The 18,313-nt window shown below is 35.6% G+C and carries 19 protein-coding genes, 2 pseudogenes, 1 riboswitch and 1 other annotated feature; of the genes and pseudogenes, 14 read left to right on the top strand and 7 right to left on the bottom strand.

The features are described 5' to 3' along the window. Positions 1-107: 107 nt before the first annotated feature. Positions 108-1,073 carry a DUF4822 domain-containing protein gene (locus ACXVYO_RS02590; RefSeq protein ID WP_458465949.1) on the bottom strand — a complete coding sequence of 322 codons (966 nt, stop codon included), beginning with the start codon at positions 1,071-1,073 and terminating at the stop codon, positions 108-110. 393 nt (positions 1,074-1,466) lie between these two features. Here ACXVYO_RS02590 and ACXVYO_RS02595 point away from each other — a divergent pair. Then, a pseudogene (locus tag ACXVYO_RS02595) lies at positions 1,467-1,889 on the top strand (Lrp/AsnC family transcriptional regulator); the annotation flags it as partial. Positions 1,890-1,934: 45 nt separating this feature from the next. Here ACXVYO_RS02595 and ACXVYO_RS02600 read toward each other — a convergent pair. Then, positions 1,935-2,492, bottom strand: coding sequence for a cysteine hydrolase family protein (locus tag ACXVYO_RS02600; RefSeq protein ID WP_458465950.1), 558 nt, complete (start codon positions 2,490-2,492; stop codon positions 1,935-1,937). 288 nt (positions 2,493-2,780) lie between these two features. Between ACXVYO_RS02600 and psiE the strand changes: the two genes are divergently transcribed. The 5 genes and pseudogenes from psiE to ACXVYO_RS02625 all read left to right on the top strand — a co-directional run bounded on the left by psiE (position 2,781) and on the right by ACXVYO_RS02625 (position 4,760). Further along, a complete protein-coding gene (gene psiE, locus ACXVYO_RS02605) occupies positions 2,781-3,182 on the top strand; it encodes a phosphate-starvation-inducible protein PsiE (RefSeq protein ID WP_000671179.1) in 402 nt (133 codons plus the stop codon). A 139-nt stretch (positions 3,183-3,321) separates the two neighbouring features. After that, positions 3,322-3,837 carry a spermidine N1-acetyltransferase gene (gene speG, locus ACXVYO_RS02610; RefSeq protein WP_071723872.1) on the top strand — a complete coding sequence of 172 codons (516 nt, stop codon included), beginning with the start codon at positions 3,322-3,324 and terminating at the stop codon, positions 3,835-3,837. Positions 3,838-4,052: 215 nt separating this feature from the next. Continuing rightward, a pseudogene (locus ACXVYO_RS02615) lies at positions 4,053-4,259 on the top strand (DUF3955 domain-containing protein); the annotation flags it as partial. After that, positions 4,233-4,460: a DUF3955 domain-containing protein gene (locus tag ACXVYO_RS02620; protein WP_176374192.1), complete on the top strand. Its 228-nt coding sequence runs from the start codon at positions 4,233-4,235 to the stop codon at positions 4,458-4,460. The pseudogene ACXVYO_RS02615 and the gene ACXVYO_RS02620, both read left to right, overlap by 27 nt. A 60-nt stretch (positions 4,461-4,520) precedes the next feature. Next, positions 4,521-4,760, top strand: a complete 240-nt coding sequence (locus tag ACXVYO_RS02625; protein ID WP_063263145.1) for a DUF3947 family protein — start codon at positions 4,521-4,523, stop codon at positions 4,758-4,760. 33 nt (positions 4,761-4,793) lie between these two features. On the opposite strand, the gene crcB (ACXVYO_RS02630) is transcribed toward ACXVYO_RS02625, so the two are convergent. Then, positions 4,794-5,150 carry a fluoride efflux transporter CrcB gene (gene crcB, locus ACXVYO_RS02630; protein WP_063263146.1) on the bottom strand — a complete coding sequence of 119 codons (357 nt, stop codon included), beginning with the start codon at positions 5,148-5,150 and terminating at the stop codon, positions 4,794-4,796. Then, positions 5,147-5,551: a fluoride efflux transporter CrcB gene (gene crcB / locus ACXVYO_RS02635; RefSeq protein ID WP_073517073.1), complete on the bottom strand. Its 405-nt coding sequence runs from the start codon at positions 5,549-5,551 to the stop codon at positions 5,147-5,149. The genes crcB (ACXVYO_RS02630) and crcB (ACXVYO_RS02635) overlap by 4 nt, the downstream gene beginning before the upstream one ends. Before the next feature lie 55 nt (positions 5,552-5,606). After that, positions 5,607-5,666: riboswitch (Fluoride riboswitch) on the bottom strand. Between the two features lie 220 nt (positions 5,667-5,886). Between crcB (ACXVYO_RS02635) and ACXVYO_RS02640 the strand changes: the two genes are divergently transcribed. From ACXVYO_RS02640 to tyrS, 5 genes are all read left to right on the top strand, one after another. Beyond that, on the top strand, positions 5,887-6,945 hold the full coding sequence (locus tag ACXVYO_RS02640; RefSeq protein ID WP_458465951.1) for an endonuclease/exonuclease/phosphatase family protein: 1,059 nt from the start codon (positions 5,887-5,889) through the stop codon (positions 6,943-6,945). A gap of 27 nt (positions 6,946-6,972) precedes the next feature. Further along, positions 6,973-8,475: a DUF4077 domain-containing protein gene (locus tag ACXVYO_RS02645; RefSeq protein ID WP_458465952.1), complete on the top strand. Its 1,503-nt coding sequence runs from the start codon at positions 6,973-6,975 to the stop codon at positions 8,473-8,475. Between the two features lie 197 nt (positions 8,476-8,672). Then, a complete protein-coding gene (locus ACXVYO_RS02650) occupies positions 8,673-9,068 on the top strand; it encodes an SET domain-containing protein (protein WP_000573651.1) in 396 nt (131 codons plus the stop codon). A 388-nt stretch (positions 9,069-9,456) separates the two neighbouring features. Further along, on the top strand, positions 9,457-10,374 hold the full coding sequence (murB, locus tag ACXVYO_RS02655; RefSeq protein WP_458465953.1) for a UDP-N-acetylmuramate dehydrogenase: 918 nt from the start codon (positions 9,457-9,459) through the stop codon (positions 10,372-10,374). A 97-nt stretch (positions 10,375-10,471) separates the two neighbouring features. Further along, positions 10,472-10,687 (top strand) — a binding site (T-box leader). Between the two features lie 52 nt (positions 10,688-10,739). Then, complete coding sequence (tyrS, locus tag ACXVYO_RS02660; protein ID WP_458465954.1) at positions 10,740-11,999, top strand: tyrosine--tRNA ligase; 1,260 nt, start codon at positions 10,740-10,742, stop codon at positions 11,997-11,999. A gap of 383 nt (positions 12,000-12,382) precedes the next feature. Here tyrS and ACXVYO_RS02665 read toward each other — a convergent pair whose 3' ends face one another. The 3 genes from ACXVYO_RS02665 to ACXVYO_RS02675 all read right to left on the bottom strand — a co-directional run bounded on the left by ACXVYO_RS02665 (position 12,383) and on the right by ACXVYO_RS02675 (position 14,823). Further along, positions 12,383-13,561: an NAD(P)/FAD-dependent oxidoreductase gene (locus tag ACXVYO_RS02665; RefSeq protein ID WP_000043194.1), complete on the bottom strand. Its 1,179-nt coding sequence runs from the start codon at positions 13,559-13,561 to the stop codon at positions 12,383-12,385. A 44-nt stretch (positions 13,562-13,605) separates the two neighbouring features. After that, positions 13,606-14,046, bottom strand: a complete 441-nt coding sequence (locus tag ACXVYO_RS02670; RefSeq protein WP_001115312.1) for a DUF1641 domain-containing protein — start codon at positions 14,044-14,046, stop codon at positions 13,606-13,608. Between the two features lie 429 nt (positions 14,047-14,475). Further along, entirely contained in the window at positions 14,476-14,823 is a 348-nt protein-coding gene (locus tag ACXVYO_RS02675) for a winged helix-turn-helix transcriptional regulator (protein ID WP_000760478.1), read from the bottom strand. A 392-nt stretch (positions 14,824-15,215) separates the two neighbouring features. On the opposite strand from ACXVYO_RS02675, the gene ACXVYO_RS02680 reads away from it, so the two are divergent. The 3 genes from ACXVYO_RS02680 (at position 15,216) to ACXVYO_RS02690 (ending at position 18,289) form a co-directional block, all read left to right on the top strand. Then, positions 15,216-16,379 carry an MFS transporter gene (locus ACXVYO_RS02680; RefSeq protein ID WP_458466037.1) on the top strand — a complete coding sequence of 388 codons (1,164 nt, stop codon included), beginning with the start codon at positions 15,216-15,218 and terminating at the stop codon, positions 16,377-16,379. Between the two features lie 12 nt (positions 16,380-16,391). Next, positions 16,392-17,234, top strand: coding sequence for an aldo/keto reductase (locus ACXVYO_RS02685; protein WP_458466038.1), 843 nt, complete (start codon positions 16,392-16,394; stop codon positions 17,232-17,234). A gap of 125 nt (positions 17,235-17,359) precedes the next feature. Next, positions 17,360-18,289: a thioester domain-containing protein gene (locus tag ACXVYO_RS02690; RefSeq protein WP_458465955.1), complete on the top strand. Its 930-nt coding sequence runs from the start codon at positions 17,360-17,362 to the stop codon at positions 18,287-18,289. Positions 18,290-18,313: the final 24 nt, after the last annotated feature.

Here is an 18,313-nt window from a genome sequence, read left to right on the forward strand (position 1 = left end):
AGAGCCTTACTGCAATTTATGTGTAGTAAGGCTTTTTTTAGGGAGTTATAAATAATTTTGCCTTGAAAAACCCTGTAGCTCAGTACAGGATTTGTAATAAAATGTTTTTAAAAGCTAAATTGTGGTTTCATATCACCTTTATAAGGTTCATGTTCAACGAATACAGTGATGTCTTTACCAGCTTGATCTTTACCAGTTCTTTTATACGTAAATTTATTATTATTCAGTTCAGTAAGTTCAAGAGCGGCACCATATTTGTTATTTCCAATTGAAACATGGGCTCTTATTTTATTTTCATGTACAACATCGAAGTAGCCATAATCACCGCGGCTTTGACCTGTTTCGCTATTGAAGAACTCATATTTATTAGACTTGTCATCAAATTTTGCTAAGCTTATAAAATTAGAATTAAACTGTGTTACATCGTTACCAGCTTCATCTAATACTTTTGTTCCGTGCCAAAGGGTACCACCTAAAATTTTATCTCCATCAACATTTTTAACAATATCTCCTGTAGTAGAGTTCAGTTGCTTGTCCGGATCAGTGAAAGAAAGTTCTTTTTCTTTATATGGAACATGTTCAATGAAGACTTCTACATCTTTACCGTTAGCATCTTTCCCCATTCTTTTATAAGTAAATACATTTTTATTTAGTTTTGTCATGTCAACAACAGCTTGATACTTCATTGATTCTGAAATTAATACTCTCTTCTTCCCATCATTTGTGACAAAGAAAGTTCCTTTATCGCCACGACTTGCACCTGTTTTAGCATCAAAGAATTCGTATCTTCCTGATTTCGCATCATATTTTGCAAGACCAATGAAGTTTGCATTCTCTTTTGTTAAATCATTTTTATCTTTGTCTAACACTCGTGTGCCTTGCCAATTTGTATCGCTAAGGATGTTAGCCATTTTTTGCCCTTTCGTTAACTTATTTTCCTTTTTTGTTTCTTTAGCAGTTTGTTCTTGTTTTGGTTTACTATGATTTTCTTCGGCTTTAGTGCCAGCACAACCTGTTAATGCTAATGTGAATCCGAGCAGTATGGATGATAGTGCTTTTGTTTTTTTGTTCATGTTTATCGTCTCCTCATTTTATGATTTTAAGTAGCACGGTTTGCGATTATAGTAATAGTTAGTCCTTCTGAACGCAGTTATTACGTTTATTATGTTAATCCTCGAGTATAAACTGCCTCTAAATAAAACATTAAAAAAAGATAAACTAATTACTAAAAAATTTTCATATTTATAAAAAAATCGCTAGCTTGCTGTATGGCCCTTTCGAACACTTACCAATTTTTTTGATGCCTACGAGTAATCCCAAAATACATAGTAAGGAAGAAGGAAAGCCGTTAACAGTAATGTAATTCTTAATAGAGTTAATCAATTGTATTGTAAAAATTTTTAAGATGGATTGTAGGGGGAAATGAAAATCTTATAGAAGGTGATTCCTATAGGAAGGGGACGGCTATGTTTGATTTAACAGATCTTAAGATTATACAATTACTACAAGAAAACGCTAGGATGAATTGGAAGGAAATTGGAGAGCTAGTACATTTGACGGGCCAGGCTGTTGGGAAACGAATTAATAAATTAGAAGAGGCAGGTGTCATTCAAAAATATACGATAGATATCGACAGGGCTAAGCTGGAAGGGTCTATCATGACCTTTGTTACGCTATTTTTGCATGCACCACATTATCATAATCAAATTCAAACCTTTTTCGAAAAAACGGACGTAATTACTGAAATGTATCGTATAAGTGGCGATGGATGTTATATCATGATTCTTCATACATCTTCGCACCAGCAATTAGAAGAGACTCTTGCAGATGTTTTACATTATGGTGATTATCGTATAAATACTGTCATTAAGACAATTGAAAAAAGAAAGAATAAGATATTTATTCTTTCTTTTTTCATATGGAACTGTAATTCTTTATTTGCTTTTGTTTATAAAACTGCTTGCGGATATGACTTTTGCGTAAATATCACCAAACTCTAATGCACTCATGAACGATTGATGAGCGTGTACCACGGGGATTAAATTTCCTTGAAACTCTAAATCTTTTGTTGTACAAGCATCTTCAATTACAACACATTGAAATCCTAAATCACTGGCAGCGCGTACGGTTGCATCAATACATACGTGAGTCATCATACCGCAAATGACTAGTTGATCTATTTTTTCTGCCTTTAATGTTTCTAATAAATTTGTTCTTAAAAAACTGTTAGGGTGATGTTTTTGTATGACTTTTTCGTTAGCAATCGGTTGTACATCATCATGAATTTGAACACCTACTGTATCGGGTAAGAAGAAAGTAGCTCCTTCATTGTTCGCGATATGTTGTACGTGAATAACTGTTTTATGCTTTTCGCGAAATAGTTTCAAGACTTCTTTCGCTGTTTTTACGGCTTTTTCAGGTCGATGTAATGCCATATTTCCGCCTTCAAAGTAATCATTTTGTATGTCGATTAATAGTAATGCTTCGTTCATCATTAATCCCCCCACAATTAGTTATACAGCACGTTATTTGTACTGTATTGTTATTATATAAATTACAAGTATGTGGAAGTAATAACGTCATGAAACGATTTTGACGTATATAGTTTCATTGTGAAAAAGCTAAAAGATACAAAGTGAAGCTTGGGGAAGCGACTATATTAAGCGTAAATATCCGAATGGTGAAGTGATAGTGAAAGAGGACGATCATATTTGATTTAACACTTCTGTAAGTATAATTTTGCTATAATAAATAAGTATTTACATGAAGGAGAGTGTGAAATGAAGTTTAATATCGATCATTATATAGCTAGCGTTTTACAGTGGATATTAAATATAGCGTTAATTATATTGTCCATTGTTTTATCGATCTTTTTAATTAATGAGACAATCACATTTATTCAATACATATTTTCAACAAAGGAATATACATCGTATAAATTGGTTGAGAGCATCATCGTTTATTTCTTATACTTCGAGTTCATCGCATTGATTATTAAGTATTTTAAGTCGAATTACCATTTCCCGTTACGTTATTTCATTTATATCGGAATTACGGCTTTAATTCGATTAATTATTGTGTCTCATGAGGAACCGATGGAGACGTTGTTATATGCGGGATCCATTCTCGTTTTAGTCGTTGCTTTATACATATCAAATATGAGAGATTTGAGAAAAGAGTAGTGCAGGCATAAGTTTGTACTACTTTTTTATGTCTTGACCTTCAAGTTGCTTGAAAGTTTACAATGTAAATAGGGCGTTTGAAATTGAAAAAAATTGAGAAATTAAGTGAAGAGGTTTCTTTTACTTGGAGGTTATAGCAATGAGTCAGGAATTGAAGTTACGTCCTTTAGAACGGGAAGATTTAAAGTTTGTACACGAACTTAATAATAATGCACATATTATGTCGTATTGGTTTGAAGAACCGTATGAGGCATTTGTAGAGCTGCAGGATTTATACGATAAACATATACATGATCAAAGTGAACGCCGATTTATCGTGGAGAAAGATAATGAGATGGTTGGATTGGTCGAGTTAGTGGAAATCGATTATATTCATCGTAGAACAGAATTCCAGATTATTATTGATCCAAATTATCAAGGATATGGTTATGCAGCAGAGGCGACGCGTTTAGCGATGGATTACGCTTTTTCTGTATTAAATATGCATAAAATATATTTAGTTGTCGATAAAGAGAATGAAAAAGCTGTACACGTTTATAAAAAGGTTGGATTTATGGTAGAAGGAGAACTTCTCGACGAGTTTTTCGTTGATGGTAACTATCATAATGCGATAAGAATGTGTATGTTTCAGAAGGAATATTTTAGAACGAAATAATGGATTGAAAAGGCTATAGACAGTGATTGTCTATAGTCTTTTTTTTTTTTTTTTTTTTTTTTTTTTTTTTTTTTTTTTTGTATATTAAACAACAACTATTTATCGTAAAACGATAAATAGTTGTTGACTTGTAATGTGGTCAAGCTTATTATGATGGTAGTAAGAATAGTAAAAAGGAATGCAGATAAATGAATTGTGAAATCAAAGGAGAATATATTATGAAAAAATATTTATTAGCAATTGTATTGATATCATTAGGCGCTACTTGTTTAATCATACATGGGACGACAAGTAAAATGGATGGAAGTGGTTTGCTTATAGAACCTTACTTCTTCCTAGTACCAGTGAGCTATCTATTGTTCTTTAGTGGTATTGGTGTGTCAGTATTTGAATTTATTACTTCAAATAAGGAGAAAAAATACTTATTAGCTTCTAGTCCAATATTTTTAGGCGTGTTATGCATAATTATGTTTAATATAATTGGTTCTGAAGTAAAACCAGACGGAACTTTAGTGGAGCCATTTTTCTTAATTCCATTAGCATATTTATTTACTTTCACTGGAATTGTTGCAATTTTGTGTGTGGCTCTTTTCTCAGTGATTCGAAAAAAGACAGCACGATAAAACACTTGCCATGAAATAGAAGCATAAGATATGGAAGAAAAATAATAAGTGAGCTGAATCATGATGAATCATTATTTTTATAGTGGTAGACAAGTGGGAGCAGCCATTACATTGGCAGGAGCACAGGGGACAATTCATGCTGTGAATCAAGCGATTCAAATGCAGCAACAAGCATATTTTGCACAAATGATGCAAGGGCAGTATATGTCGTACTCACAGTTTCCGATGCAAGCTGTACATTATGATGTGCATCCAGCATATTTATTTTCCATCCCATATGGCGGGACATACTTCTTATGAAAGAAAGCGACTGATCAGAGTCACTTTCTTTCTTTATATTCCGCCTAGTTTCATGCCAAGGAATGCAAAAAGGATACCAATCATATAAGTGGCACTTAAATATAGAAATAGTATGCCGAAGTTTTTACGGTTGAAAAGCTGAACAGATTCTAATTTAAACGTTGAAAATGTCGTGAAGGCACCCATAAATCCAGTCCCTAATAATAATTGCCAACTTGTGGTGACTCCGTTGCCAATTATATATCCGAGTAAAAATGCGCCTGTTATATTGATGAGAAATGTAGCAATTGGAAACGAAGTTTTATTTCTTTTTTTAAACCAATTGCTAATTGCAAATCGTGTAATAGCACCGAAGAAACCTCCAGTTGCCACTAGTAAAGCCTCCATCATAAGTGATCACCTTCCGTAAGTTGTTTCTTAATTAAGAAATCACCTAGTGTATAGCCAAGGCCAGACATAATGAGGCCACCAAGTATACTGCATGTTACGTATAAGAAAGCCGTACCCCATTCAGAAACATTGATTAATTGCACAGTTTCTACACTGAATGTCGAGAACGTCGTAAAGGAACCGATGAATCCAGTTCCAATGCCTGTAATAATTTCTGAAGGTAAGATATTTCGCCGAGCTATATACGTAGTTAGCCACGCTAATAAGAAACAGCCGATTAAGTTAATGAGCAACGTGGCTAATGGAAATGAATACTGCCATGAAGTATGAATAGTAAGACCTAAATAATAGCGAGAGAGGGCCCCTAATATACCGGCTATGCCAACGATAATATAAATCAATTTCTTCACCTCTTTAAAATAGCTTGCTCAAAAAAATAGACTCCTACCAGTAGTTATACTGGTAGGAGTCATTAGCTAAGCAGCAGTTATGGCGAACTCCATCGCCTTTGATTATTACATATAGTGTACTAAAAATTGCATTGAATTTCCAGAGTGAAGAAGTGGAGTCATTTTGTATGTGTGTGATGGTTTAAGGTAGGGTGATATGCTTATAAACTAAATATAGTGATATAAGGTTTTCGATGTGATAAAATATTTCTTATGTCTGTCATTCAGTTTTATTTAACTGAAAATAAAGATAATTTAGTTGTGTGTTTTAGAAAAGGGGCGTTTATTTGAAGAAATTATTAAAAATAGTACTTATATGTATTTTGATAGGAGCTTGCATTTTAGGTGGTTTTTTAGCGTATATGACACTTACAAAAAAACAGCCTGCTGATGTTATAAGCTTGAAGGTGGAAAATAATAAGGAGCGTGTATTAGCGCCTGACAATGAGTTTAAAGTTACAACATTTAATATTGGATATGCTGGATTAGATAAGGATCAAGATTTCTTTATGGATGGAGGAAAGGGATCTGGTTCAAGTAGTAAAGAGCAAACGGAAACGAATTTAAAGAATATGCTTTCGTTTTTACAAAATGAGAATAGTGATTTTGCGTTATTACAAGAAGTTGATATAAAATCATTGCGGTCTTTTGATGTAAATGGGCATGAGTTTTTGAAAAAGGGACTACCTGAGCATGCTTCGTCATTTGGAAAGAACTATGATACAAAATGGGTCCCTGTTCCAATTACAAGTCCAATGGGATATGCGGAGGCTGGATTAAGTACGTTTTCGAAATATAAAATTCAAACAGCGGAGAGGTTCCAGCTTCCTGGAATGGAGCCTTGGCCAAAGCGTTTATTTGATTTAGATCGAGCGATTGTTGAACATAAAATCCCTGTTAGTAATGGGAAGTTTGTTAGACTCGTAAATTTACATTTGTCTGCGTATGATGAAGGCGGACAAATTAGAAAGCAGCAAGTAGAGTATTTAAAAGAATATATGAACAAGCATTATAAAGATGGTGATTACGTAATAATGGGCGGAGATTGGAATCAATTACTTTCTGATATTCAGTTAAGTGATCCGAAGTTTGTGAAAGAGCGTCCAGAATGGTTAGTAGAGTTGCCGAAGGACTTTACTAATGGTGGCTTTAAGTGGGCTGTAGATCCGTCTGTTATGACGGTGAGAGATGATGTGAAGAAGTATGTGGAAGGTGAAAACTTTGTCACGATTATTGATGGCTTTATCGTTTCACCGAATGTGGAGATTGTAAATGTACAAGGGAAAGATTTAAAGTTTGAGAATAGTGATCATAACCCAGTGAGTGCGGTCTTTAAGTTGAAGTAATTAAGCGTAGAAAGTGGGACTTTATATATGGAGTGGTTAAAGAAAACTTGTTTTTCTAACCTTGAGAAAGAATCACAGAAAAATCATTTATTGCTGTTTATCACGATTTGTAGTTTCTTCCTTGGAATAATCGCGATTGGGTATTACGGATATATTTTTACAGAGAGAGCAATAGCATTTTGGGTTTGTGGTATTTCAGTTGTTGTATTTGGAACGCTTCTGACTTTTATAGAAAGCATGGAAGCGATGTATAAATATATTATGACATTTATGCTGCTTATTATGTCTTTCATTATGGTACAAGCTTTTAACGAAAGCCCGGCTGTATTCCAAATGGTCTACTTTACATTAGCAGTTTCACTTATTTATTTGAGTGAACGTCTCGTTATCATTCTCGGCGGAGTGGCGGTTGTTCTTACATTTATTCTTTGTAGTTATTGGCCGGAGCAATTTTTTGCTTATACAGCGGCATCTGAAGCTGCAAACTTCGCAAGCTTGTTAGCAATCGTAACGATCGCTATGTGGGGCGTAACGAAGATTGGATCTAATCTGCTAGCTCGTTTAAGTGATGAGAAGCAAGAAGTAATGAGGAAAGCTCAGGAGCTAGAAGAGACTCAAAGGCTTATTGAGGAAACGGTTGTAAAGTTAGATAGTAATTTCAATCATTTAAGACAAAATATGAATACATCGACGGAGTCGATGAGTGAAATTAATTTCGCTTTTGAAGAAGTGGCAGTTGGTACCCAATCACAATCAGAGATGATGCATCGTTCGGTAGAAGTATTGAACGATATGGAGGGGAATATTGAACAAATCATTTCTCAAGTGAGAAATGCATCAATTCGTATGGATGAAAGTTTAGAAATTTCAAAGGGCAGTGTACATACTTTACGAAATTTTGAAGCGAATATGAGAAGTTTAAATGATGTTGTTTCACAATCAGGAATTATATTTAGAGATTTAATGATGCAGTCGAAGCAAATTAATGAAATTGTAGATGTAATAACGAATATTTCAAGTCAGACGAGTTTGCTAGCTTTAAATGCAAATATAGAAGCTGCAAGAGCAGGAGAGCATGGAAAAGGATTTGCTATTGTAGCGAATGAAGTATTAAAGCTTGCTGAAGAATCAAATCGTTCTGCGGGGAGAATTCAAGGTATTTTGAAGGAGTTTAGTAATCAAGCGAGTAAAGTGGAAGTACAGGTAGAGAAATCAGAAAGAGTACAAGAAGAATGTAACGAAATGCTAGCAAGTGTTTTAACAAATGTAACGGATTTAGGGAAGTTTATTGATGTAATTAATGATGTAATGAGAGAGATTGTTGATCATCAAGAAAGTTTCCAAGTTAAAACGACGAATATCGTAAAGGATGTTACACATGCTTCTCATGTAATCCAGCAAACTTCTGCTGCTACAGAAGAAGTGTTAGCAAGTGTAGAAGAAGAAAAACATCGAAATGATACATCAGTGAAGACGTTACATACGGTTAGCGAGCAAGTGAAGTTACTAGAAGATATTCTAGAAAAGTAATATTTCTTGAAAAGGGCACACCATGTGTGCTCTTTTTTCATTTAAATAAATACTTGATAGTAATTTAATTGCTTTTCTGTGCGTTTTCTGCCAAGCTTAAGGAGATAAAGTGAGACTAATACCTACTAATTATTAGTTGAACTCCCGCAAATAGCGGGATAAAATACTTCAAAGAAAGAATTATATAGGTGACGCATATGATTGAAGTTAAGACTTCTGAACTTAGTGATGGAGAATTTAATAGAGGTGTATTTGCAACTCGTGATATTAAAAAGGGTGAGTTGATTCACTCAGCACCAGTTATCTCTTATCCGAATGAACAGCATGAACACATTGAGAAAACGTTACTTGCTGACTACGCATTTGAGTATGGGGTAAATCATACGGCATTCCTGTTAGGATACGGCATGTTATTTAATCATGCATATAATCCGAATGCAACGTATGAAATTGTCTTCGAGAATCATACATTTAACTTCTTCGCTTATAAGGATATAAAAGCGGGAGAAGAAATTTTAATCAACTATAACGGTGAAGTTGATGATGACGAACTGTTATGGTTTGATAAGGAAAAAGAAGAGAACGAAAAGTAAATTATAATAAATAATGAAAAAGATGCTTTTACACAGGTAAAAGCATCTTTTTTTATTGATGAAAATAAAGTAAAGATTACAAAAAATACCACTTTATTTTCGTATGGTATAGTAAGATACTGAAGGATAGTGTTTTGAAAAAGTAATATATTTTACAAATTGTTGTCTTTCTGATGACATGTCAAGTTTAGTAGCCCATTTGGGTTGCTTTATTATGAAATATATATTTTAATATGAGTGGCACCTCTTATAAATTAAGAGGTTTATAGGTGTCTCGAATTGATTTTGGGTACACTGTATCCACCACTTTAGGTTCGTTCATGTATGTGGGGATATTATGGGCCCGTATAACGGGATAAAAAGAATATAGAAATAGAGGAATCGTAAAATGAATATGCAAGAGGTTTATAAATATTTAAGTACGGTATTGCCTGAAGGTCATGTGAAACAAGATGAAATGTTAAAGAATCATACGCATATTAAAGTTGGCGGAAAAGCAGATGTGTTCGTTGCGCCGACAAATTATGATGAAATTCAAGAAGTTATCAAATATGCTAACGAATATAATATTCCAGTTACGTTTTTAGGGAATGGATCGAATGTCATTATTAAAGATGGTGGAATTCGCGGGATTACAGTAAGTTTAATTCACATTACAGGTGTGACTGTAACAGGAACGACAATTGTAGCGCAATGTGGTGCAGCAATTATTGACGTATCACGTATTGCGTTAGATCATAATTTAACGGGTCTTGAGTTTGCTTGTGGTATTCCAGGTTCAGTTGGCGGAGCATTATATATGAATGCTGGTGCTTACGGCGGTGAAGTATCGTTTGTATTAACAGAAGCTGTTGTGATGACAGGTGATGGAGAGCTACGTACTTTGACGAAAGAAGCATTTGAATTTGGATATCGTAAGAGTGTATTTGCGAACAACCATTACATTATTCTTGAAGCGAGATTTGAACTTGAAGAAGGTGTACGTGAAGAAATTAAAGCAAAAATGGATGATTTAACGTTTAAACGTGAATCAAAACAGCCTCTAGAATACCCTTCATGTGGTAGCGTATTTAAGCGCCCACCAAATAACTTTGCTGGTAAGTTGATTCAAGAATCAGGCCTACAAGGTAAGCGAATTGGTGGAGTGGAAGTTTCCCTAAAACACGCTGGATTTATGGTGAATGTGGATAACGGAACAGCACAAGATTATATCGATTTAATTCACTTTGTACAAAAGACTGTTGAAGAGAAATTTGGCGTGAAGTTAGAGCGAGAAGTAAGGATTATTGGAGAAGATAAAGAGTAACGAAATACGTATGAAAATGTGAATTATTTTAAAATAACATTTGGGTATTGTTGACAATTTGTTTTCAATTCAATATAATGGCTAATAATTTAACAAATCATATACGTTGAAAGAGCCCAGTAGCAGTTTGTCACTGTTAACGAGAGAGCTAGGGGTTGGTGGAACCTAGCACAAACAAACTTGCGAATTACACTCTGGAGTATCTTAGGTAATGCTAAGCGGATTGGCAATCGATATTATTGCTAAGAGTGGTATGAGTAGCTACGCTATTTATACAAACTGGGTGGTAACACGGTGAATAATCGTCCCTATGTCATAGACATAGGGACTTTTTGTTTTCAAAAAAATAGAGGGGATGACAAAAGATGAATATCATTGATGAATTAGAATGGCGCGGCGCCATTAATCAACAGACGGACGAAGAAGGTTTACGTAAGCTAGTAGAAGAGAAACAGATTTCACTATACTGCGGAGTTGATCCGACTGGTGATAGTATGCATATCGGACATTTGATTCCGTTTATGATGATGAAGAGATTCCAGTTAGCTGGCCATCATCCAGTTATTTTAATCGGCGGGGCAACAGGAACAATTGGTGATCCGAGCGGACGTCAATCAGAACGTCAACTTCAAACGTTAGAAGTCGTTCAACATAATGTGGATGCGTTAACAGCGCAAATGAAAAAGTTATTTGATTTTGGCGGAAATAGCGAAGTGAAGATGGTAAATAACTACGACTGGACACGTGAAATAAACATTATTGAGTTTTTACGTGATTACGGGAAAAACTTTAGCATTAATAGCATGTTAGCGAAGGATATTGTAGCAAGTCGTTTAGATACAGGGATTTCTTTCACAGAATTTACGTACCAAATTTTGCAAGCGATGGACTTCCATCATTTATACACGAAAGAAGATGTTCAACTGCAAATTGGTGGTAGTGACCAATGGGGAAATATTACGAGTGGTTTAGATTTAATTCGTAAGTTAGAAGGGCACGAAGCGAAAGTATTCGGACTAACAATTCCGTTATTATTGAAATCAGATGGTACGAAGTTTGGTAAATCTGCAGGTGGTGCGGTTTGGCTTGATCATGAAAAAACAACACCATTTGAATTTTACCAGTTCTGGGTGAATACAGATGACCGTGATGTCGTTAAATACTTGAAATACTTTACGTTCTTAACGAAAGAGCGTATTGATGAATTGGCAGCGAAGGTAGAAACAGAGCCTCATAAACGTGAAGCACAAAAAGTATTAGCGGAAGAAATGACGAAATTCGTTCATGGAGAAGAGGCATTTTCACAAGCTGTGAAAATTACAGCAGCATTATTTAGCGGAGATATTAAATCGTTAACAGCTGATGAAATTGAGCAAGGCTTTAAAGAGATGCCAACATTCGAGTCTGCAAAAGAGACGAAAAACATCGTAGAATGGCTAGTTGATTTAGGAATTGAACCATCTAGACGACAAGCGCGTGAAGATATTAATAACGGAGCTATTTCTATGAATGGTGAAAAAGTAACGGATGTAGGTACGGATGTTACTGTAGAAAATTCATTTGATGGACGATTTATCATTATTCGTAAAGGGAAGAAGAACTACAGCCTAGTTAAATTAGGATAATGAATAAGGTTGAAAAATTATATCAGCGATTTTCTCGATATATCGATTTGCCGACGAAAGATGATAATAAAAGCTGTTCCAAAGAGGGACAGCTTTTATTATCAAAAGTCAGTATATTTCGATAATTATAGAGGATTAACTTATGCTTCTGCCGAATAAGTAAGTTAGAGAAAAATACGGATAAAGTGAAACTTTAATCAGTGGGGGTTTTGTTCATCCCCAACTGATTATCAGCCCTCGTCAATCGGGCATTTACGGGCTGTTGATTTCCAACCTAACTTTTTTGCTCCCATTGAATTTTGAGGAGGGAGATTTACTGCCCGCAAATAGTGGGATAAAAATAGCCCGAACCATGCAGGGCATGATTCGGGCTTATATTCAGATTAGTAAGCTAAGCTGAATAGACCTTTAATGTGTGATAAGTAACGAACGTTACTTGCTTCTTTCATTAATGATGCTGGTAAGCCTTTAAGTGGAGTATTGCTTGCTCCAATTGTAGCAACAGCATCTTTACGTCCTAGACTAGCAAGTGTTCCAGAGTTTACAGGTGCGAACTCTTCGAATGCTTTGCCTTCTAGTGCTGCGTATAAGTTGTATCCAATTAACTCACCCATTTGCCAAGCGATTTGTGCAGTTGGTGGGTATGGACGTCCGTCTGGAGCGAAGACAACAGCGCTGTCTCCAGCAACGAATACGTCTTTGTGAGAAGTAGATTGTAGGTATGCATCAACTGTTGCACGACCACGGTTTACTTCAAGACCTGATTCACCGATTAATGGGTTACCTTGTACGCCACCTGTCCAAACGAATGTGTTAGCAACAAGTTTTTGACCGTCTTTTAAGTCGATTTCATTGCCAGCAACGTTTGTTACAGGAAGACCTGTTAAGAATGTAACGCCGCGTGCTTCTAGGCTAGTAGTTGCACGTTCGATTAAGTGGTCTGGTAATACTGGAAGGATTTTTGGACCTGCTTCAACAAGAAGAAGTTTAACTTCTTTTGGATTTACGCCGTGGCTTTTTGCAAGTTTAGGCATAATGTCAGCAAGCTCACCAACTAGCTCAACGCCAGTTAATCCGCCACCACCGATTACGATTGTAGCATCAGCTTCGTTTTTCGTTTTCGCGTATTCACGAATACGGTCTTCAACGTGTTTGTAGATTTTGTTTGCATCAGCAGCAGATTTTAATACCATGCTGTTTTCTTCTAGTCCTGGAATACCGAAGTAAGCAGTTTTACTTCCTAAAGCAACTACAAGTGCATCGTAAGATAAAGTAGTGCCACCAGCTAGTTTGATTTCTTTGCTATCAACTGAGAATGACTCAACTGTTGCAATTTTAAGATCAATGTCTTTACCTTTGAAAAGCTTTGTAAGTGGCATTGCAATTGCTTGCTCAGCAACGTTACCAGCTGCAAGGCGATGTAGTTCAGTGATGATTTGGTGCGTTGGGTATTGGTTAATCACTGTAACTTGTGCTTCTGATTTGCTGTAATATTTACGTACGTTTAAAGCGGCAAGAAGACCGCCATAACCAGCGCCTAAGATGACAATTTGTTTTGACATAGTATGATATCCCCCGTCTTTACTAATTGTTGTTATAAGTTAAATTATTTATTGTTACGTTCTGCACTAATTTGAAGGTATGCGTTCACAAAGCGGAACATTTTTTGTGCTTGTGGGTCTTTTAGTAATTTTAATAGACCAAACAGGCCGATAACTTCGTTGCTTTCGTCAGCACGATCTTTCGCTTCGATAGCAGTTGCAGCCATGCCTTTCACTGTATCTTTTACAGGTTCTACAAGCTCTGTGATTGCACTAACAGTGTCGCTTTTTAATACTTCATCAGTAGCAACAGTTTGAGCGAAGTCATAAGACTTAGTTAAAATGTTAACAAGCTCAGTTAATTTTGGAAGCTGTTCTACTAGTGTAGTTAATGATTCTTGTACCTCAGGTTTTAACAACTGATCAAGTACATCAAGTTGTCCTTGGCTAGCAGAAATTTGTACAGTTTCTTGTTCTGGCTTTGTTTGAGTCATAGTTTCTGGCATCTCCAATTCTCCTTTACGATAGCAATACTCTTATTTTTGATAGGTAAGATAGTAAACGCTTGCGAAACTTTATACAAAGTTTCACAAAGCACAATAAAATGCCTTTAAATTTATGCCAGCAAGTAAGCTGAAATCATAAATCCAAAACCATAATGTCCTACCTATTATTTATGAACTGTCCGATACTTGGCTTGTCCGCATAATGGAAAGTTCCTTTATCGGAAAGTGTATATAATATATATCCTATATTATATACTATATACACCTATGTTAACATAAAAATGATTCCTAATTATTTGATATTAAGTGTATAACGTAGTACTGACAAGGCGTGAAAGCGTATAAATTATTTTGTTAAGCTAAGAAATGTACGTATATATAAAGAAAAAAAGGAAAAAACGGACAAATTTATGTTCATTTTTTCCTTTTTTATTGTTCACCTTCTGTTATTAGCATCGATGTGTTACCGCTTTTTTCAAGATGGCATTCGCCCCAAGTACAAAGGGAATCAAGAATGGATTCTAAAGACCAACCGTAGTCTGTAAGGGAATATTCTACTTTCGGTGGTACTTGATTGTATACCTTTCTTTGAATAACTCCATCCTCTTCTAATTCGCGTAATTGCTGTGTTAACATCTTTTGTGTAATACCAGGCATGAGACGTTTTAATTCACTCGTTCTCTTTGTACCTTTCGTTAAGTGGCAAAGAATAACGACTTTCCATTTGCCCCCGATAACCTCTAAAGTCGCTTCGACGGGAATGTTATATTTCTTCATATACAAATCTCCTTTGATGAATGTAAATTTCAGTTCTCCAACAAAAGAAGCTAAATAGTTTAAATGTTACTAAAAAGTACCTATAGCACTTTAAAGTACGTACTTTTTATCATGTTGAATATGTTCCATAATAGCATACGTAAGAGGGAAATGAGTAGTACGGTACTAAAAAGTGCCTATGTTACTTTTGGGTACCTATCGTACTTTTAAGTGCGTTCTTCAAAAATAGAGTGAAGCCATTCATAATAGCCATATAGCAATAAATTTATTTTTGTAGAAGATAAAAAGGCCTTTTTATCATACTATTATGATTGGATTTCTCGCATTAAGGAGGAGTTCAATTGAATTCATATACAGTATCTTCTTCGGCGGTACAGACGAACCGGAGAAGTATGTTTGCTTTATTAGCACTAGCCATTAGTGCGTTTGGAATAGGTACAACCGAATTTATTAGTGTCGGTTTATTACCATCTATTTCAGAGGATTTACATGTTTCTGTTACAACAGCGGGTTTAACCGTTTCTTTATATGCGTTAGGAGTAGCATTTGGTGCCCCAGTATTAACGTCATTAACAGCTAGTATGTCGCGAAAGACGTTATTAATGTGGATTATGATTATTTTCATTATTGGTAATGGAATTGCAGCGGTGGCAACAAGTTTTACTGTGTTACTTATCGCGAGGGTTGTATCTGCGTTTGCGCACGGCGTTTTTATGTCGATCGGATCTACAATTGCGGCTGCTCTTGTACCAGAGAATAAACGTGCGAGTGCAATTGCATTTATGTTTACTGGTTTAACTGTTGCGACCATTACAGGCGTACCAATTGGAACGTTTATCGGTCAACAATTTGGCTGGAGAGCATCGTTTATTGTAATTGTGGCAATTGGAATCGTTGCCTTAATAGCCAATAGTATGCTAATTCCTTCTAACTTAAAAAAAGGTACGCCTGTATCATTTCGCGATCAGTTTAAGCTAATTACGAATGGAAGACTATTACTTGTATTTATTATTACTGCATTAGGATACGGGGGAACATTCGTAACATTTACGTATTTATCTCCGCTATTACAAGAAGTAACAGGATTTAAAGCAAGTACCGTTACAATTATTTTGTTGGTGTACGGGATTGCAATTGCGATTGGGAATATGGTTGGCGGAAAATTATCAAACCATAATCCGATTCGAGCATTATTTTACATGTTCTTTATTCAAGCAATTGTATTATTTGTTTTAACATTTACAGCGCCGTTCAAAGTCGCTGGATTCATCACAATTATTTTCATGGGACTATTCGCATTTATGAATGTTCCAGGGCTACAAGTGTATGTCGTTATATTGGCTGAGAGGTTTGTTCCAAGTGCTGTGGATGTAGCATCCGCGATTAACATTGCAGCGTTTAACGCAGGAATCGCTCTTGGTGCTTACTTAGGTGGCATTGTAACGAACTCGTTAGGGTTAATTCATACAGCTTGGGTAGGCGGAATTATGGTAGTAGGTGCTGTTATGTTAACAGCATGGAGTATGACATTAGAAAAAAGAGATCAATTGAAATAAGGGAGAGAAAATATAATGAAACATTTACAAAGTACAACAACATTGCATAACGGTGTAGAAATGCCTTGGTTCGGTTTAGGTGTATTTAAGGTCGAGGATGGACCAGAACTTGTAGAAGCTGTGAAATTGGCGATTAAAGCAGGATATCGCAGTATCGATACAGCTGCGATTTATGGAAATGAGAAAGCAGTAGGAGAAGGAATTCGCGCTGGCATAAAAGAAGCCGGGATTTCTCGAGAAGATTTATTCATTACTTCAAAAGTGTGGAATTCGGATCAAGGGTATGAAACGACACTTGCTGCATATGAAGAAAGCTTAAAAAAATTAGAACTAGATTATTTAGATTTATATCTTGTTCATTGGCCTGTAGAAGGGAAATACAAAGAGACGTGGAGAGCGTTAGAAACACTTTATAAAGAAGAACGCGTACGTGCAATTGGCGTAAGTAACTTCCAAATTCATCATCTGCAAGACGTACTAGCAGGTGCAGAAATGAAACCGATGATTAACCAAGTGGAATATCACCCTCGTTTAACGCAAAAAGAATTACAAGCGTTCTGTAAAGAGCAGGGTATTCAAATGGAAGCATGGTCACCACTTATGCAAGGTCAATTGTTAGATAACGAAACATTACAGGAAATTGCTGATAAGTATGGTAAAACGACAGCTCAAATCATTTTACGCTGGGATCTTCAAAATGAAGTTGTTACAATTCCGAAGTCAACGAAGGAACACCGCATTGTTGCAAATGCCGATATATTTAATTTCGAATTAACGAAAGAAGATATGGAGAAAATCGATGCGTTAAACGAAAATCATCGCGTTGGTCCAGACCCTGATAATTTCGATTTCTAAACTTATAGTGGAGAGAAAGAGTGCAAAACAGTTTGCACTCTTTTTTGTTTTGTTTATGCATAAAAAAAAATTCTAACTAAATAATAAACAGTAGTAAATTTGTTATTTCATAAGGGGTTGTAAACATGAATATAAAAAGATCGTTCAAGCTAATGGCCGCTTTTTTGAGTGTTTTATTCGTATTTGCGAACTTATTATTTCCACTTCAAAAAGCATTCGCGGAAGTTATGGATCATACAAAGTATGAAATGGATTGGAGTTATAGTAGGTCAAAGAAGAAACCAATTCGAACAGAGCTTATAAAAACAGCAGATGGCAAAATTGCCTTTTGCCTAAATGTAGATTTGAAATCTCCGAGCGGTCAAGATTTACCGGAAATGGGGAAAGTGGATGTTAATGTGTACCGTGTACTATTGAATGGATATCCACAAAAGAGTCCACAAGAATTAGGTGTTTCTGATTGGAGAGAAGCACATTATGCAACGCAGCTTGCAGTATGGAATGCGTTAAAACAAATCGATATTAATGATTTAGATTTCCGTAATAAAAATGTAGAAAAGGTAACGAAAGATATCGTTGCAAAAGCAAATGCTAGTGAGGAATTACAAGAAATTACGATGAGCGTCGTGCCATCAGAAGAACAACAAGCAGTGTTGAAAAATGATTTCTTTGAAACAGGTTTATATACAGTAGAAACAAACGCGAAAAGTGGAACGTATAAAGTGCAAGCAACAGGTGCACCAGCTGGCGCGAAGTTTGTAAATGAAAAAGGCGAAGCGAAAACAGAATTTAGTGTGGGAGAAAAGTTCCGCATCTTAATTCCAAAACAAACACCAGCTGGTGGATTTAGCTTTAAAGTATTAGGGAATTTAACAAAGTTACAAGGGATTGCACATAAAGGGACACCGACTATTCAAAATGCGGTTGTATTACTCGAACGAAGTGAGGAAAAAACAAGTCCGGAGTTATCGGTAAGTTGGAAAACAACAAATGGTCATGATAACAATAAACCACATACTCCAAATGAACCACATAAACCGAATCAAAAGAGATAATGAAAAAGCATTGGCCTTGTGCCG

The sequence above is a fragment of the Bacillus sp. BC08 genome, assembly GCF_054326875.1.

Coding starts and splice junctions, on each gene's coding strand:
- ACXVYO_RS02590 (WP_458465949.1), bottom strand. CDS start 1,073: ATGAACAAAAAAACAAAAGCACTATCATCCATACTGCTCGGATTCACA.
- ACXVYO_RS02600 (WP_458465950.1), bottom strand. CDS start 2,492: ATGAACGAAGCATTACTATTAATCGACATACAAAATGATTACTTTGAA.
- psiE (WP_000671179.1), top strand. CDS start 2,781: ATGAAGTTTAATATCGATCATTATATAGCTAGCGTTTTACAGTGGATA.
- speG (WP_071723872.1), top strand. CDS start 3,322: ATGAGTCAGGAATTGAAGTTACGTCCTTTAGAACGGGAAGATTTAAAG.
- ACXVYO_RS02625 (WP_063263145.1), top strand. CDS start 4,521: ATGATGAATCATTATTTTTATAGTGGTAGACAAGTGGGAGCAGCCATT.
- crcB (WP_063263146.1), bottom strand. CDS start 5,150: ATGATGGAGGCTTTACTAGTGGCAACTGGAGGTTTCTTCGGTGCTATT.
- ACXVYO_RS02645 (WP_458465952.1), top strand. CDS start 6,973: ATGGAGTGGTTAAAGAAAACTTGTTTTTCTAACCTTGAGAAAGAATCA.
- ACXVYO_RS02650 (WP_000573651.1), top strand. CDS start 8,673: ATGATTGAAGTTAAGACTTCTGAACTTAGTGATGGAGAATTTAATAGA.
- murB (WP_458465953.1), top strand. CDS start 9,457: ATGAATATGCAAGAGGTTTATAAATATTTAAGTACGGTATTGCCTGAA.
- tyrS (WP_458465954.1), top strand. CDS start 10,740: ATGAATATCATTGATGAATTAGAATGGCGCGGCGCCATTAATCAACAG.
- ACXVYO_RS02665 (WP_000043194.1), bottom strand. CDS start 13,561: ATGTCAAAACAAATTGTCATCTTAGGCGCTGGTTATGGCGGTCTTCTT.
- ACXVYO_RS02670 (WP_001115312.1), bottom strand. CDS start 14,046: ATGCCAGAAACTATGACTCAAACAAAGCCAGAACAAGAAACTGTACAA.
- ACXVYO_RS02675 (WP_000760478.1), bottom strand. CDS start 14,823: ATGAAGAAATATAACATTCCCGTCGAAGCGACTTTAGAGGTTATCGGG.
- ACXVYO_RS02680 (WP_458466037.1), top strand. CDS start 15,216: ATGTTTGCTTTATTAGCACTAGCCATTAGTGCGTTTGGAATAGGTACA.
- ACXVYO_RS02690 (WP_458465955.1), top strand. CDS start 17,360: ATGAATATAAAAAGATCGTTCAAGCTAATGGCCGCTTTTTTGAGTGTT.